At 69.3% G+C, this 14,329-nt stretch carries 9 protein-coding genes; 8 read left to right on the top strand and 1 reads right to left on the bottom strand.

All coding sequences use genetic code 11. The annotated features are described in order from the left end of the window. Positions 1-42 precede the first annotated feature (42 nt). The 3 genes from OHV05_RS10580 (at position 43) to argF (ending at position 5,467) form a co-directional block, all read left to right on the top strand. The gene (locus tag OHV05_RS10580; protein WP_405017452.1) at positions 43-1,650 is read left to right on the top strand and encodes a 3' terminal RNA ribose 2'-O-methyltransferase Hen1; all 1,608 of its coding nucleotides are present in this window, start codon (positions 43-45) and stop codon (positions 1,648-1,650) included. Then, positions 1,650-4,256, top strand: a complete 2,607-nt coding sequence (locus tag OHV05_RS10575) for a polynucleotide kinase-phosphatase (RefSeq protein WP_405017451.1) — start codon at positions 1,650-1,652, stop codon at positions 4,254-4,256. The genes OHV05_RS10580 and OHV05_RS10575 overlap by 1 nt, the downstream gene beginning before the upstream one ends. Before the next feature lie 209 nt (positions 4,257-4,465). Next, positions 4,466-5,467, top strand: a complete 1,002-nt coding sequence (gene argF, locus OHV05_RS10570) for an ornithine carbamoyltransferase (RefSeq protein ID WP_405017450.1) — start codon at positions 4,466-4,468, stop codon at positions 5,465-5,467. A gap of 93 nt (positions 5,468-5,560) precedes the next feature. On the opposite strand, the gene OHV05_RS10565 is transcribed toward argF, so the two are convergent. Then, entirely contained in the window at positions 5,561-6,082 is a 522-nt protein-coding gene (locus OHV05_RS10565) for a superoxide dismutase family protein (protein ID WP_405017449.1), read from the bottom strand. A gap of 393 nt (positions 6,083-6,475) precedes the next feature. Between OHV05_RS10565 and acnA the strand changes: the two genes are divergently transcribed. The 5 genes from acnA (at position 6,476) to OHV05_RS10540 (ending at position 14,293) form a co-directional block, all read left to right on the top strand. Next, the gene (gene acnA, locus OHV05_RS10560; protein ID WP_405017448.1) at positions 6,476-9,121 is read left to right on the top strand and encodes an aconitate hydratase AcnA; all 2,646 of its coding nucleotides are present in this window, start codon (positions 6,476-6,478) and stop codon (positions 9,119-9,121) included. A gap of 131 nt (positions 9,122-9,252) precedes the next feature. Continuing rightward, entirely contained in the window at positions 9,253-10,551 is a 1,299-nt protein-coding gene (locus tag OHV05_RS10555) for a glycoside hydrolase family 18 protein (RefSeq protein WP_405017447.1), read from the top strand. Positions 10,552-10,920: 369 nt separating this feature from the next. Continuing rightward, the gene (gene ngcE / locus OHV05_RS10550) at positions 10,921-12,321 is read left to right on the top strand and encodes an N-acetylglucosamine/diacetylchitobiose ABC transporter substrate-binding protein (protein WP_405017446.1); all 1,401 of its coding nucleotides are present in this window, start codon (positions 10,921-10,923) and stop codon (positions 12,319-12,321) included. Positions 12,322-12,403: 82 nt separating this feature from the next. After that, positions 12,404-13,336: a carbohydrate ABC transporter permease gene (locus OHV05_RS10545; RefSeq protein ID WP_403033673.1), complete on the top strand. Its 933-nt coding sequence runs from the start codon at positions 12,404-12,406 to the stop codon at positions 13,334-13,336. Positions 13,337-13,348: 12 nt separating this feature from the next. Further along, a complete protein-coding gene (locus OHV05_RS10540; protein WP_057238476.1) occupies positions 13,349-14,293 on the top strand; it encodes a carbohydrate ABC transporter permease in 945 nt (314 codons plus the stop codon). Positions 14,294-14,329 lie beyond the last annotated feature (36 nt).

The raw sequence follows: 14,329 nt of genomic DNA, 5'->3' as shown, positions 1-14,329 counted from the left end.
ACCCGGTGTCACCCGGATCGGCCGTCGGCGATACTCGGACAGGTGTTCATCTCGATCTCCACCACAGGCACGGCTGAACGCCCGGCTTCCGACCTGGGCTTTCTGCTCCACAAGCACCCCGACAAGGTGCAGCGCTTCTCCACCTCGCACGGTGTCGCCCACGTCTTCTATCCGGAGACCGGCACCGAGTCGTGCACGGCGGCGATGCTGCTGGACATCGACCCGATCGCACTGGTCCGTAAGGGCCGGGGCAAGGGTCGCGGGGGCTCACCCGACTTCGCGCTCGCGCAGTACGTCAACGACCGCCCCTACGCGGCCTCCTCGTTGCTCGCGGTCGCACTCCGGACGGTGTTCCGGACGGCGATGAAGGGTGACTGCGAGCAGCGTCCCGGTCTGGCCGAGCAGGCCCGCCCGCTGCGGATCCTGCTCCCCGCCGTGCCCGCCAACGGCGCGGGGGAGGAGGGCGGCCCCGCCATGGTGCGGCGGCTGTTCGAGCCGCTGGGCTGGCAGGTCGAGGCCACCGCGATCCCGCTGGACGAGACCTTCCCCGAGTGGGGCGACTCGCGCTACGTCCGGGTGGAGCTGGCCGCCGAGCTCCGGCTGGCCGACGCCCTGCAGCAGCTCTACGTACTGCTGCCGGTGCTGGACGGTGCCAAGCACTACTGGGTCGCGCCCGACGAGGTGGACAAGCTGTTGGCCGCCGGTGAGGGCTGGCTCGGGACGCACCCGGAGCTGGCGCTGATCACCCGTCGGTACCTGGCCCGGCGCTGGTCGCTGACCAGGACGGCCCTGGAGCGGCTGGAGCTGGCCCGGCTCGCCGAGGCCGACGACCGGGAGGCCGAGGAGGTGGACAACGCCGTCGACGACTCAGCCGAGCACGCGTCCGAAGCCACGGGCACACCGGCCGAGGCCGCGTCCGCCGCCGCGTCCGCCGCCGCGTCCGCTGCTGCCACCGATGCCGAGGAGGAGCCGAAGCCGGTCAGCCTGGGCATCCGCCGCCGGGAAGCGATCCTGGCCGCGCTGACCGAGGTCGGCGCCGCCCGGGTGCTCGATCTCGGCTGTGGCCAGGGCGAGTTGGTGGAGGCTCTGCTGAAGGACATCCGGGTCACCGAGGTGCTCGGGGTGGACGTGTCCTCCCGCGCTCTCACCGTCGCCGCCCGCAAGCTGCGGCTGGACCGGATGTCGGAGCGTCAGGCGGCCCGGGTCCGGCTGGTCCAGGGCGCGCTCACCTACACCGACGACCGGCTCAAGGGCTACGACGCCGCGGTGCTCTCCGAGGTGATCGAGCACCTCGACCTGCCCCGGCTGCCTGCGCTCGAGTACGCGGTGTTCGGCGCGGCGCGCCCGGGCGCCGTGGTCGTGACCACCCCCAACGTCGAGTACAACGTCCGCTGGGAGACCCTCCCGGCGGGCCACGTCCGGCACAGCGACCACCGCTTCGAGTGGACCAGGGCGGAGTTCCTGGCCTGGGCCGAGCGGATCGCGGCCGACTACGGCTACTCCGTGACCGTCCGTCCGGTCGGTCCGCTCGACGAGCAGGTCGGCGCGCCGACCCAGCTCGCCCTGTTCCGCCGCACCTCCGAAACCACCACTACAGCCACCGCCGCAGCCACCGCACCGACCGTCACCACCGAAGGGAGCGCAGCCTGATGACCGACGACACCGACACCGATGCCGGCACCCCGGCCGAGCGCCCGTCCACCCGCTCCCTTCCCGTCACCGACGTCTCGCTGGTCGTCCTGGTCGGCACCAGCGGCTCCGGCAAGTCCACCTTCGCCCGTCGGCACTTCCGCCCCACCGAGGTGGTCTCCTCGGACTTCTGCCGCGGCCTGGTGGCCGACGACGAGAACGACCAGTCGGCCTCGGCCGACGCCTTCGACGTGCTCCACTACATCGTCGGCAAGCGCCTCGCGGCTGGCCGGCGCACCGTGGTGGACGCCACCAACGTCCAGCCGGAGAGCCGCAAGCAGCTCGTCAAGCTGGCCCGTGAGCACGACGTGCTGCCGATCGCGATCGTGCTCGACCTCCCGCAGGAGGTCTGCGCCGAGCGGAACAGAGCCCGTCCGGACCGCCAGTTCGCCGCCCACGTGATCCCCCGTCAGCAGCGCGAGCTGCGCCGCTCGTTGCGCGGGCTGGAGCGCGAGGGCTTCCGCAAGGTGCACGTCCTGCGCGGCGTCGCCGAGGTCGACTCCGCCGAGGTGGTCACCGAGAAGCGCTACAACGACCTGCGCGAGCTCACCGGCCCGTTCGACATCGTCGGTGACATCCACGGCTGCTGTTCCGAGCTGGAGACCCTGCTCGGCACCCTGGGCTACACCCTGGCCAGGGACGCGCAGGGTCGCCCGGTGGACGCGGTGCACCCCGACGGCCGTACTGCGGTCTTCGTCGGTGACCTGGTCGACCGAGGCCCGGACAGCCCGGGTGTGCTGCGCCTGGTGATGGGCATGGTCGAGGCGGGCCACGCGATCTGCGTGCCCGGCAACCACGAGAACAAGCTCGGCCGCTGGATGGACGGCCGCAAGGTCACCGTCTCGCACGGCCTGCAGGAGAGCATCGACCAGTTGGCCGAGGAGAGCGAGGAGTTCCGGGCCCGGGTCCGGGCGTTCATGCGCGGCCTGGTCAGCCACTACCTGCTGGACGGCGGCAACCTGGTGGTCTGTCACGCCGGTCTTCCGGAGAAGTACCACGGCCGTAACTCCGGCCGGGTCCGCTCGCACGCGCTCTACGGCGACACCACCGGCGAGACCGACGAGTACGGCCTGCCGGTCCGTTACCCGTGGGCGGAGGAGTACCGGGGCCGGGCCCTGGTGGTCTACGGCCACACCCCGGTGCCGACCGCGAGCTTCGTCAACAACACCATCTGCCTGGACACCGGCTGTGTCTTCGGCGGCAGCCTGACCGCGCTCCGTTACCCGGAGCGCGAGCTGGTCACGGTCGAGGCCGAGCAGGAGTGGTACGCCCCGGTCCGGCCGATGCACACCGATGCGCCGGGCGGCCGGGAGGGCCGCCCGCTCGACCTGCAGGACGTCGCGGGCCGCCGGATCGTGGAGACCGCTCAGCACGGCCGGGTCTCGATCCGGGAGGAGAACGCGGCCGCCGCGCTGGAGGTGATGAGCCGGTTCGCCCTCGACCCGCGGCTGCTCGCCTACCTGCCGCCGACCATGGCACCGGTCGCCACCTCGCGCCGGGACGGCTTCCTGGAGCACCCGGAGGAGGCGTTCCTGGGCTACCGCAACGACGGGGTCCAGCAGGTCGTCTGCGAGGAGAAGCACATGGGCTCCCGCGCGGTGGTGCTGGTCGCGCGCAGTGAAGCGGCGTTGGAGCGCCGGTTCGGCCTGGTCGGCCCGGGCGCGATCTGGACCAGGACGGGCCGGGCCTTCCTGAACGGTCAGGAGCTCACCGACGCCGTGCTGGAGCGGCTCCGGGCCGCGGCCGAGCGGGCCGGACTGTTCGAGGAGCTGGGCACCGACTGGCTGCTGCTGGACGCGGAGCTGATGCCCTGGTCGCTCAAGGCGGTCGAGCTGCTGCGCCGGCAGTACGCGGCGGTCGGTGCGGCGGCCGGTGCCGCGCTGCCGGAGGCGCTCGCCGCGCTGCGGCTCGGCGCGGCCCGCGGCCTGCCGCTGGACGAGCTGATCGGACGTCAGCAGCAGCGGTCGGCGGACGCGGCGGCGTTCACCGTCGCCTACCGGCGCTACTGCTGGCCCACCGAGGGGCTGACGGGTCTTCGGCTGGCCCCGTTCCAGGTGCTGGCGGCCGAGGGGGCCAACCTCGCGGTCCGTTCGCACGACCAGCACCTCGGCTGGATCGACCGGCTGGTGGCGGCCGACGACCCGGCGGAGCCGATCCTGCACCGGACGGGGCGGCTGCTGGTCGACACCTCCGACCCGGACTCGGTCGCGGCCGGGGTCGCCTGGTGGGAGGAGCTGACCGCGGCGGGTGGTGAGGGCATGGTGGTCAAGCCGCTGGCCGCGCTGGTCCGCGGCGGTGCCGGCGGCCGGGGCGGCCTGGTCCAGCCCGGTGTGAAGGTCCGGGGCCGGGAGTACCTGCGGATCATCTACGGTCCGGACTACACCGAGCACCTCGCCGAGCTGCGGCAGCGCTCGCTCGGGCACAAGCGTTCGCTCGCCCTGCGCGAGTACGCGCTCGGCCTGGAGGCCCTGGACCGGCTGGCCGGGTCCGAGCCGCTCTGGCGGGTGCACGAGGCGGTCTTCGCCGTCCTCGCACTGGAGTCTGAGCCGGTCGACCCCCGGCTCTGAGCCCGACTCGGACCCGACTCCGACCCTGTACCGTCCCTGAGCCGACCCGGGGCCGACTCACTCCGACCCCGGCCTACCGGTGCCGGGGCCGGCCGTGGCGGGCCACCCACTCCGACGGGTGGCCCGCCACGCTCACCTCCTGTTGCATAAGAATTCTGGAAGTCGTATACACTTCCCGTCTCATTGTCCCCGCAATCCAGGAGCCCGGCATGGCCTTCAACCTCCGGAACCGGCACTTCCTCAAGGAGCTGGACTTCACCGCGCAGGAGTTCCGCTTCCTGCTGGAGCTGTCCGCCCAGCTCAAGGCCGCCAAGTACGCGGGGACCGAGCAGCCCCGGCTGACCGGCAAGAACATCGCGCTGATCTTCGAGAAGACCTCCACCCGGACCCGCTGCGCCTTCGAGGTGGCCGCCCACGACCAGGGTGCCAGCACCACCTACCTGGACCCGTCCGGCTCGCAGCTCGGTCACAAGGAGTCCATCAAGGACACCGCCCGGGTGCTCGGCCGGATGTTCGACGGCATCCAGTACCGGGGCCACGGCCAGGTGCTGGTGGAGGAGCTGGCCACGCACGCGGGCGTCCCGGTGTGGAACGGGCTCACCGACGAGTGGCATCCCACCCAGGCGCTGGCCGACATCCTCACCATCGTCGAGCACGGCACCGAGCCGCTGGAGCGGACCGCCCTGGTGTACCTCGGCGACGCCCGCTACAACATGGGCAACTCACTGCTGGTCACCGGCGCGCTGCTGGGGATGGACATCCGGATCGTCGCGCCGCAGCAGCTCTGGCCCGCCCCGGAGGTGCAGAAGGCGGCCCAGGCGCTGGCCGAGGTCAGCGGCGCCCGGATCACCCTCACCGAGGACGTCGCCGAGGGCGTCGCCGGGGCCGACTTCCTCTACACCGACGTCTGGGTCTCGATGGGCGAGCCCAAGGAGGTCTGGGCGGAGCGGATCGCGCTGCTGAAGCCGTACCAGGTCTCGATGGAGACGATCCGGGCCACCGGTAACCCGAACGTGAAGTTCCTGCACTGCCTGCCGGCCTTCCACGACCTGGGCACCGAGGTCGGCCGTCAGATCTTCGAGGCCACCGGCCTCAGCGAGCTGGAGGTCACCGACGAGGTCTTCGAGTCCGCCCACTCGGTGGTCTTCGACCAGTCCGAGAACCGCCTGCACACCATCAAGGCGGTCCTGGTGGCGACGCTCGGCTCCTGACGGCCCGTCGGGAGCGGCAGGAACGTCGGGAACGGCAGGAGCGGCGGGAAGAGCGGGAACGGTAGGAAGAGCGGGAACCGCAGGCGCCGAGGCTCAGAAGGCCACGTTGACGCAGCCCACCCGCTGCGTCGGCGCGTGCCCGTGGTCGTCCGGCCCGGCGTGCAGCACCACCGACCCGGCCCCGCCGTCCCGGAACTCCCACTCCACCGTGCTGCTCGCGGAGGCGTGGCCGGTCGCGTCTGTGTGCAGGGTCAGCCAGAGCTCGTTCCGGTCGTTGGCGTAGGCGGGGTCGGTGGAGGGCTGCACCGGGTCCGGCCGGTCCTGGTAGTGCGGTCCCGCGTCGGCCGGGACGGTGCCGCAGCCCCGGGTGTGCACGTGCGCCGGGTAGTGGTGATCGGGCGTCAGCCCGTCCACCGTCATGGCGACGGTGGTCCGCCCCGGCGTCCGGTGCACCACGATCCGGGTGGTCGCGCCGTACGGCACGGCCTCCGGGTCGAAGCTGACGGCGGTGGCGGGCACGATGCCGTCCGTCCGGTCGAAGGTGGCCTCCACCGTCTGGACCGGCGGGAGGAGCGGCTGCAGCAGGGCGAGCGCCAGGACGGGGACGGCGTACATGAGCGGGCCTTTCCGGAGGGGGTTCCGCCCCAAACTGCCAGCTCCGGCCGTCCCGGAGCGCGCCCCGCCCCCGGAAGTCACCCGTACGGGGCGTCGGCCGCGAGGCCGTCCGGTGAGCCCGCCCGACCGGGCCCGGGGGAGCGGCGAACTTGCGGGACAGCAGTGGGGGCGGAAGTTTGGAGAGGTGTCCCGGCCGGAGCGTCGGACAGGGGCCAGCCTGACGCGGTGCGCACCCGGGCATGCACTATGGTTTATCTCGACATCGAGATAACTCCACGCTATGATTTATCTTGACGTCAAGATACTTGCCGAGAGGCGTACGCCTCCACCGGAGCTCGGGTAGGCCCAACTTAGGGTCACCTTACCACCGGGTGGATCCAAAAGGAGTCAGTCGTGTCCGCGAACAGCTTCGACGCCCGCAGCTCGCTGCAGGTGGGCGACGAGTCGTACGAGATCTTCAAGCTCTCCGCCGTCGAGGGTTCCGAGCGGCTGCCGTACAGCCTCAAGGTGCTGCTGGAGAACCTGCTCCGCACCGAGGACGGCGCGAACATCACCGCCGACCACATCCGGGCGCTGGGCAACTGGGACGAGAACGCCCAGCCGAGCGAGGAGATCCAGTTCACGCCCGCCCGCGTGATCATGCAGGACTTCACCGGTGTCCCCTGCGTGGTCGACCTGGCCACCATGCGCGAGGCCGTGAAGGAGCTGGGCGGCGACCCGGCGAAGATCAACCCGCTGGCGCCGGCCGAGCTGGTCATCGACCACTCCGTCATCGCCGACAAGTTCGGCACCCAGGACGCGTTCACCCAGAACGTCGAGATCGAGTACGGCCGCAACAAGGAGCGCTACCAGTTCCTGCGCTGGGGCCAGACCGCGTTCGACGAGTTCAAGGTCGTCCCGCCGGGCACCGGCATCGTGCACCAGGTCAACATCGAGCACCTGGCCCGCACCGTCATGGTCCGCAACGGCCAGGCGTACCCCGACACCTGCGTCGGCACCGACTCGCACACCACCATGGTCAACGGCCTGGGCGTGCTGGGCTGGGGCGTCGGCGGCATCGAGGCCGAGGCCGCGATGCTCGGCCAGCCGGTCTCCATGCTGATCCCGCGCGTGGTCGGCTTCAAGCTGAGCGGCGAGCTGCCGCCCGGCACCACCGCCACCGACCTGGTGCTCACCATCACCGAGATGCTGCGCAAGCACGGTGTGGTCGGCAAGTTCGTCGAGTTCTACGGCGCCGGCGTCACCGCCATCCCGCTGGCGAACCGCGCCACCATCGGCAACATGTCGCCGGAGTTCGGCTCGACCTGTGCGATCTTCCCGATCGACGCCGAGACCATCAGCTACCTGAAGCTGACCGGCCGTTCGGCCCAGCAGCTCGCCCTGGTCGAGGCGTACGCCAAGGAGCAGGGCCTCTGGCACGACCCGTCGGTCGAGCCGGTCTACTCCGAGTACCTCGAGCTGGACGTCTCCACCGTCGTCCCGTCGATCTCCGGCCCGAAGCGTCCGCAGGACCGGGTCATCCTGGCCGAGGCGGCCGAGAAGTTCGCCGAGGTGCTGCCCGCGTACTCCGCCGAGGCGTCGAAGCCGACCACGGTCACCGCTCCCGACGGCGGCCAGTACCAGATCGACAACGGCGCGGTCGTGATCGCCTCGATCACCTCCTGCACCAACACCTCCAACCCCTCCGTCATGCTGGGCGCCGCCCTGCTGGCGAAGAAGGCCGTGGAGAAGGGCCTGCGCGTCAAGCCCTGGGTCAAGACCACCCTGGCCCCCGGGTCCAAGGTCGTCATGGACTACTACGAGAAGGCCGGCCTCGTCCCCTACATGGAGAAGCTCGGCTTCAACCTGGTGGGCTACGGCTGCGTCACCTGCATCGGCAACTCGGGCCCGCTGCCCGAGGAGGTCTCGGCGGCCGTCAACGAGGCCGACCTCGCGGTCGTCTCGGTGCTCTCCGGCAACCGCAACTTCGAGGGCCGGATCAACCCCGACGTCAAGATGAACTACCTGGCCTCCCCGCCGCTGGTGGTCGCCTACGCGCTCGCGGGCAACATGAACATCGACATCACCCGGGACGCGCTCGGCCAGGACCAGGACGGCAACGACGTCTTCCTCGCCGACATCTGGCCCTCCGAGAAGGAGGTCGCCGACACCGTCGCGAGCTCGATCGACGAGGCGATGTTCGACAAGGGCTACCAGGACGTCTTCGCCGGTGACCACCGCTGGCAGTCGCTCCCGATCCCGACCGGCAACACCTTCGAGTGGGACGCCGAGTCCACCTACGTCCGGAAGCCCCCGTACTTCGAGGGCATGGCCAAGACCCCGAGCCCGGTGAACGACATCGCCGGCGCCCGCGTGCTGGCCAAGCTGGGCGACTCGGTCACCACCGACCACATCTCCCCGGCCGGCAACATCAAGCCGGGCACCCCGGCCGCGCAGTACCTCACCGAGAACGGTGTGGAGAAGCGCGACTTCAACTCGTACGGCTCGCGCCGTGGCAACCACGAGGTGATGATCCGCGGCACCTTCGCCAACATCCGGCTGCGGAACCAGATCGCCGAGGGCACCGAGGGCGGCTACACCCGCGACTTCACCCAGCCCGACGCGCCGGTGGCGTTCATCTACGACGCCTCGCAGAACTACCAGGCCGCCGGCATCCCGCTGGTCGTCCTGGCGGGCAAGGAGTACGGCTCGGGCTCGTCCCGTGACTGGGCGGCCAAGGGCACCGCGCTGCTCGGCGTCAAGGCCGTCATCGCCGAGTCCTACGAGCGCATCCACCGCTCGAACCTGATCGGCATGGGCGTCCTGCCGCTCCAGTTCCCGGAGGGCCAGACCGCCGAGTCGCTGGGTCTGACCGGCGAGGAGACCTTCTCCTTCACCGGCGTGACCGAGCTCAACGAGGGTCGGACCCCGAAGACCGTCAAGGTCACCGCGGGCGACGTCAGCTTCGACGCGGTGGTCCGGATCGACACCCCCGGTGAGGCGGACTACTACCGCAACGGCGGCATCCTGCAGTACGTGCTGCGCAGCCTGATCGGCTGAGGCGAGCAGTGAGGGGCCCGGATCGCAGCGATGCGGTCCGGGCCCCTTGTGCGTTCGCCCGCCATCGACTAAACCTCTCAATCAGCAGATGGTCCAGACCAATTGACGCTGATTCAGAGAGCGGGTCCCCCATGCCCAGAAGAACCTCTGCACTGCTCGCGGCCGTCACCGTCGCCGCCGTTCTGGCCCCCACCGCCGCCCAGGCCCACACCGCCCCGCGCCTCAACGGCCAGCGGGTCGGCTACTTCACCCAGTGGGGCGTCTACAGCGGCTTCGAGTTCAAGAACGTGCAGACCTCCGGTCAGGCCGCGAAGCTCACGGTGATCAACTACGCCTTCGGCAACGTCAGTGCCGAGGGCAAGTGCTTCGAGGCCAACGAGGCCGGGGTCGGCGACGCCTGGGCCGACTACCAGCGCCCGGTCGGTGCCGAGCAGTCGGTGGACGGCAGGGCCGACACCACCGAGCAGCCGCTGAAGGGCAGCTTCAACCAGCTGCGCAAGCTCAAGGCGAAGAACCCGCAGCTCAAGGCCGTGATCTCGCTGGGTGGCTGGACCTGGTCGAAGTACTTCTCGGACGCCGCGCTGACCGACGCCTCCCGGAAGGTCTTCGTCTCCTCCTGCCTGGACCTCTACCTCCGGGGCAACCTGCCGCAGCTCGGTTCGGCCGAGGGTGGTGCCGGGGCCGGCGCCGGGGTCTTCGACGGCATCGACCTGGACTGGGAGTACCCGGGCGGCGGCGGCGACGCGGGCAACGTCTCCCGCCCCGAGGACGGTCACAACTTCACTTTGCTGGTGCAGGAGTTCCGCCGTCAGCTGGACGAGTTGGGGAAGAAGTCGCGGCAGCACTATCTGCTGACCGCCGCCGTGGCCGCCAACGAGACCGTGGCGGACCGGCTGGAGCTCCCGCAGGTCGCCAGGTCGGTGGACTGGCTCAACCTGATGACCTACGACCTGCACGGCCCCTGGGAGGGCACCGGGCCGACCGCCCACCAGGCCAACCTGTTCGCGGACCCCGCCGACCCCTCGCCGACGCAGCGCAGCGCTGACAAGGTGGTCAGGCACTACGTCGAGCGCGGCCTGCCGGCCCGTCAGACCGTGCTCGGGGTGCCGTTCTACGCGCACGGCTGGACCGGCGTGCAGCCGGGGCCGAAGAAGAACGGCCTGTACCAGCCGGCCACCGCCGCGGTCGCCGACCTGCCCTACAAGGACGTGAAGAACCTGCCCGGCACGGTGCACACCGACTGGCTGCGCGGAGCCGGCTGGAAGTACGACGGCACCACCCTGTACACCTTCGACACCCCCGAGGTGCTGAGCTACAAAGCCGCGTACAGCCGCCTCGGCGGGCTCGGCGGGGTCATGCTCTGGGCCCTCGACAACGACGACAGCAGCGGCACCCTGGTGAAGGCGCTCGACAAGGGCCTCAAGTTCTGACAGGTTCCCAACAGTCGATTCGCTGCGCGCGGCTTCGTGCGTCACTGTTCTGTGATGCGCGAAGCTGCGCGTTTCTATGTTCAAACGAACACAACCGCGCTAGATTCTCCTCCATCGACGGGCCGGACGGGCAAATATGCAGGCCTCCTGCACATTGCACATGCTGCATCGCCGACAACGCTTTGGCCCCCAGGGGCCGCATCGGGCGGTCCGGCTATTGCTGCCAGATGAACAGTGGACTATACCTTTGCCCATCACAGAAACCGCCTCTGACCGGCCCCTTGGCCGCTGGGCGCGCCTCACTGGCAGGAATTGACGATCCGTCAGTACCTGTACGCATCTTCTGGACACCGAGGGGTTAGGGCACTCATGGGCTCTGCAACCGAGTACAACCGCCGTGACATCTTCAAGCGGGCCGCGGCCATCACCGTGCTCGCGGCCGGCAGCGGCTCGCTGCTCGCCGCCTGTGCCGGTGGCAGCAGCAGCAGCGATGGCAAGAAGGCCGGCGAGTACAACCTGAAGGACGCCAAGAACCCGTTCGGCGTGGACGCCAAGAAGGGTCTTGAGGTCTTCATCTTCGACGGTGGCTACGGCAAGGACTACCTGGCCGCGTTCGCCGCGATCTACGCCAAGACCTACCCGGACGCCAAGGTCGACCAGCAGGCCGACAAGGACATCACCGGCAAGCTGCAGCCGCGCTTCAACGCCGGCTCGCCGCCGGACGTCATCGACGACTCGGGCAACAAGCAGATCAAGCTCGACGTCCTGGCCAAGGACAAGAGCCTGGTCGACCTGGCCCCGCTGCTGGACGCGCCTTACATCGACGACCCGTCGAAGAAGGTCCGCGACGTCCTGATGCCCGGCACCATCGAGTCCGGCACCATCGACGGCAAGGTCTACAACCTGTCGTACGCGTACACCATGTGGGGCCTGTGGTTCTCCAACAAGCTCTTCAAGGACAACGGCTGGACCGCGCCGAAGACCTGGGCCGACTTCATCACCATCTGTGAGAAGGCCAAGGCCAAGGGCATCGCCCCGCTCGCCCACCAGGGCAAGTACCCGTACTACATCAACGTCGCCATCCTGGACATGATCGCCAAGCAGGGCGGCCTCGACCTGATGGCCCGGATCGACAAGCTCGACCCGACCGCGTGGGACGACCCGGCCGTGAAGACCGCCGTCGAGGCGTTCTTCCAGGTGGTGGAGAAGGACTTCCTGCTGCCCGGCACCAACGGCATGACCCACACCGAGTCGCAGACCGCGTGGAACCAGTACAAGGCGGTCTTCATCCCGTCCGGTTCCTGGCTGGAGAACGAGCAGCTCTCCTCCACCCCGGCCGACTTCGAGATGACCTTCCTGCCGATGCCGTCGCTCCCCGGCGACAAGCTTCCGTTCGAGGCCATCCGGGCCGGCTCCGGCGAGCCGTTCGTGGTGCCGGCCAAGGCCAAGAACGTGGCCGGCGGCCTGGAGTTCCTCCGGATGATGCTGACCAAGGAGGCGTCGGGCAAGTTCGCCCAGGCCGCCAACAGCCTCACCTGCCTCAAGGACGGTGTCGGTCCGGACGTCCAGCTGAAGCCGGGCACCAAGTCCACCGTGGTGGCACTGAAGGAGGCGGGCGCCAACGTCTTCAACTTCCAGTACCCGAACACCGCGAGCAAGTTCGACGAGGACCTGCAGAACGCCTCCGGCGAGCTGCTGGCCAAGCGCATCACTCCGGCGGAGTGGATCAAGCGCGCCAAGGAGTCGGCCACCAAGAACAAGACCGCCTGACCGGCGACGTGACACAGCGCACCGGGGGGCTCCCGCACCAGTCCCCCGGTGCGTCAACGCCTGACGGACAGGAGAAGTGACCATGCGTCACGGCAAGTACCCCTTCATCGTGGGGTTCCTCTTTCTTCCGATCGTGCTGTACGTGGGCCTGGTGCTCTGGCCCTACGCGCAGACCTTCGGATACTCCCTGACCGACTGGTCGGGGCAGAGCCAGGAGATGAACTTCGTCGGCCTGGACAACTACACCAAGCTCCTCGGTGACGAGGTCTTCCTCGGCGCGCTATGGCACAACCTGCTCCTGCTCGCGGTGCTCCCGATCGCCACCATCCTGATCGCGCTGTTCTTCGCCTTCATGCTCAACGTGGGCGGCAAGGGCGGGACCGGCGGTGTCCAGGGCGTCGCGGGCGCCGCCTTCTACAAGGTGGTCTTCTTCTTCCCGCAGGTCCTGTCGATCGCCATTCTGGCGGTGCTCTGGCAGGCGGTGTACCGCAGCGACGGCGCGGGTCTGGCCAACGGCGCGCTGCTCAAGCTCGGCCTGGGCGACCCGCAGCACCCGGTCGAGTGGCTGAACGACCCGAACCTGGTGCTCTGGTGCATCATGGGCGTCCTGATCTGGGGCGGCGTCGGGTTCTACCTGGTGCTGTTCTCGGCGGCCATGCAGTCGATCCCGAAGGACATCTACGAGGCGGCGCTGCTGGACGGCGCCAAGCGTGGCCAGACCTTCTTCAAGATCACCCTGCCGCTGCTCTGGGAGACCATCCAGACCGCCTGGGTCTACCTCGCCATCGTGGCGATGGACGCCTTCGCACTGGTCGCCAGCATGACCCCGGGCCGCACCTACGGCGGTGGCCCGGACCACCACAGCGAGTTGATGTCGACGTACCTGATGCGCAACTTCCTCGCCTTCGGTGAGGCGGGCTACGCCTGCGCGATGGGTGTTGTGATCTTCTTCTTCACCCTCATCCTGTCCGTCGTCTCGCTGCGGGTCACCCGGCGCGAGCGCATCGAGTACTGAGCGGGGCATGGCATGAGTACCAGCATCGACAAGACCACGACCGTTCCGGCCCAACGCTCCGTCAAGCCCAGGCCGCCGGCCAAGGAGGCGCGCTTCGCCGACGGCGGCGGGGTGCTGAACGTGTTCTCGCACGGCTTCCTGGCCATCTGGGCCCTGCTGATCCTGTTCCCGCTGGCCTGGGTGGTGCTCGGTTCGTTCAAGACCGACACCCAGATCAACACCAGCGCCTGGAGCTGGCCGACCTCCTGGAGCTTCAAGAACTTCGGCAGCGCCTGGGAGAAGGGCATCGGCGGCTTCTTCGCCAACACCCTGATCGTGCTGGCGGGTTCGCTCACCCTGACCATGCTGCTCGGCGCGATGGCGGCCTACGTGCTGGCCCGCTACGAGTTCAAGGGCAACCGGTCGATCTACTTCCTGTTCGTCGCGGGCGCGATGTTCCCCGTCTACCTCGCGCTCGTCCCGCTCTTCTTCATGGTCCGCAACCTCGGCGAGATCAGCCCGTACCTGGGCCTGAACAGCTACGGCGGCCTGATCCTGGTGTACACGGCGTACTCGCTGCCGTTCACCGTGTTCTTCCTGCACTCGTTCTTCCGGACGCTGCCGACCGCGATCCACGAGGCGGCCATGCTGGACGGCTGCTCGCACGCGCGGGCGTTCTTCCAGGTGATGGTGCCGATGGCCAAGCCCGGTCTGATCAGCGTCGGCATCTTCAACGTGCTGGGGCAGTGGAACCAGTACATCCTGCCGGTCACCCTGATGCAGCCGACCTCGGCCGGCGAGGCGGACCACTCGATGCTGGCCCAGGGCCTGGTCAACCTCGCCCTGCAGTCCGGCTACAAGAGCGACGCCCCGGCGCTGTTCGCGGGTATGACCATCGCGATGCTGCCGGTGCTGGTGGTGTACCTGTCCTTCCAGCGTCAGGTGCAGTCGGGTCTCACGTCGGCCACCCTGAAGTAACCTGCGGCCAACCGCCGACGGGGCCGCCCACTTCGA

The organism is Kitasatospora sp. NBC_00070, from assembly GCF_045041205.1.
In the GTDB taxonomy this organism is placed as follows: Bacteria; Actinomycetota; Actinomycetes; order Streptomycetales; family Streptomycetaceae; genus Kitasatospora.
The sequence above is the reverse complement of the archived record's forward strand: the minus strand, read 5'-3'. Positions and strand labels throughout refer to the sequence as shown.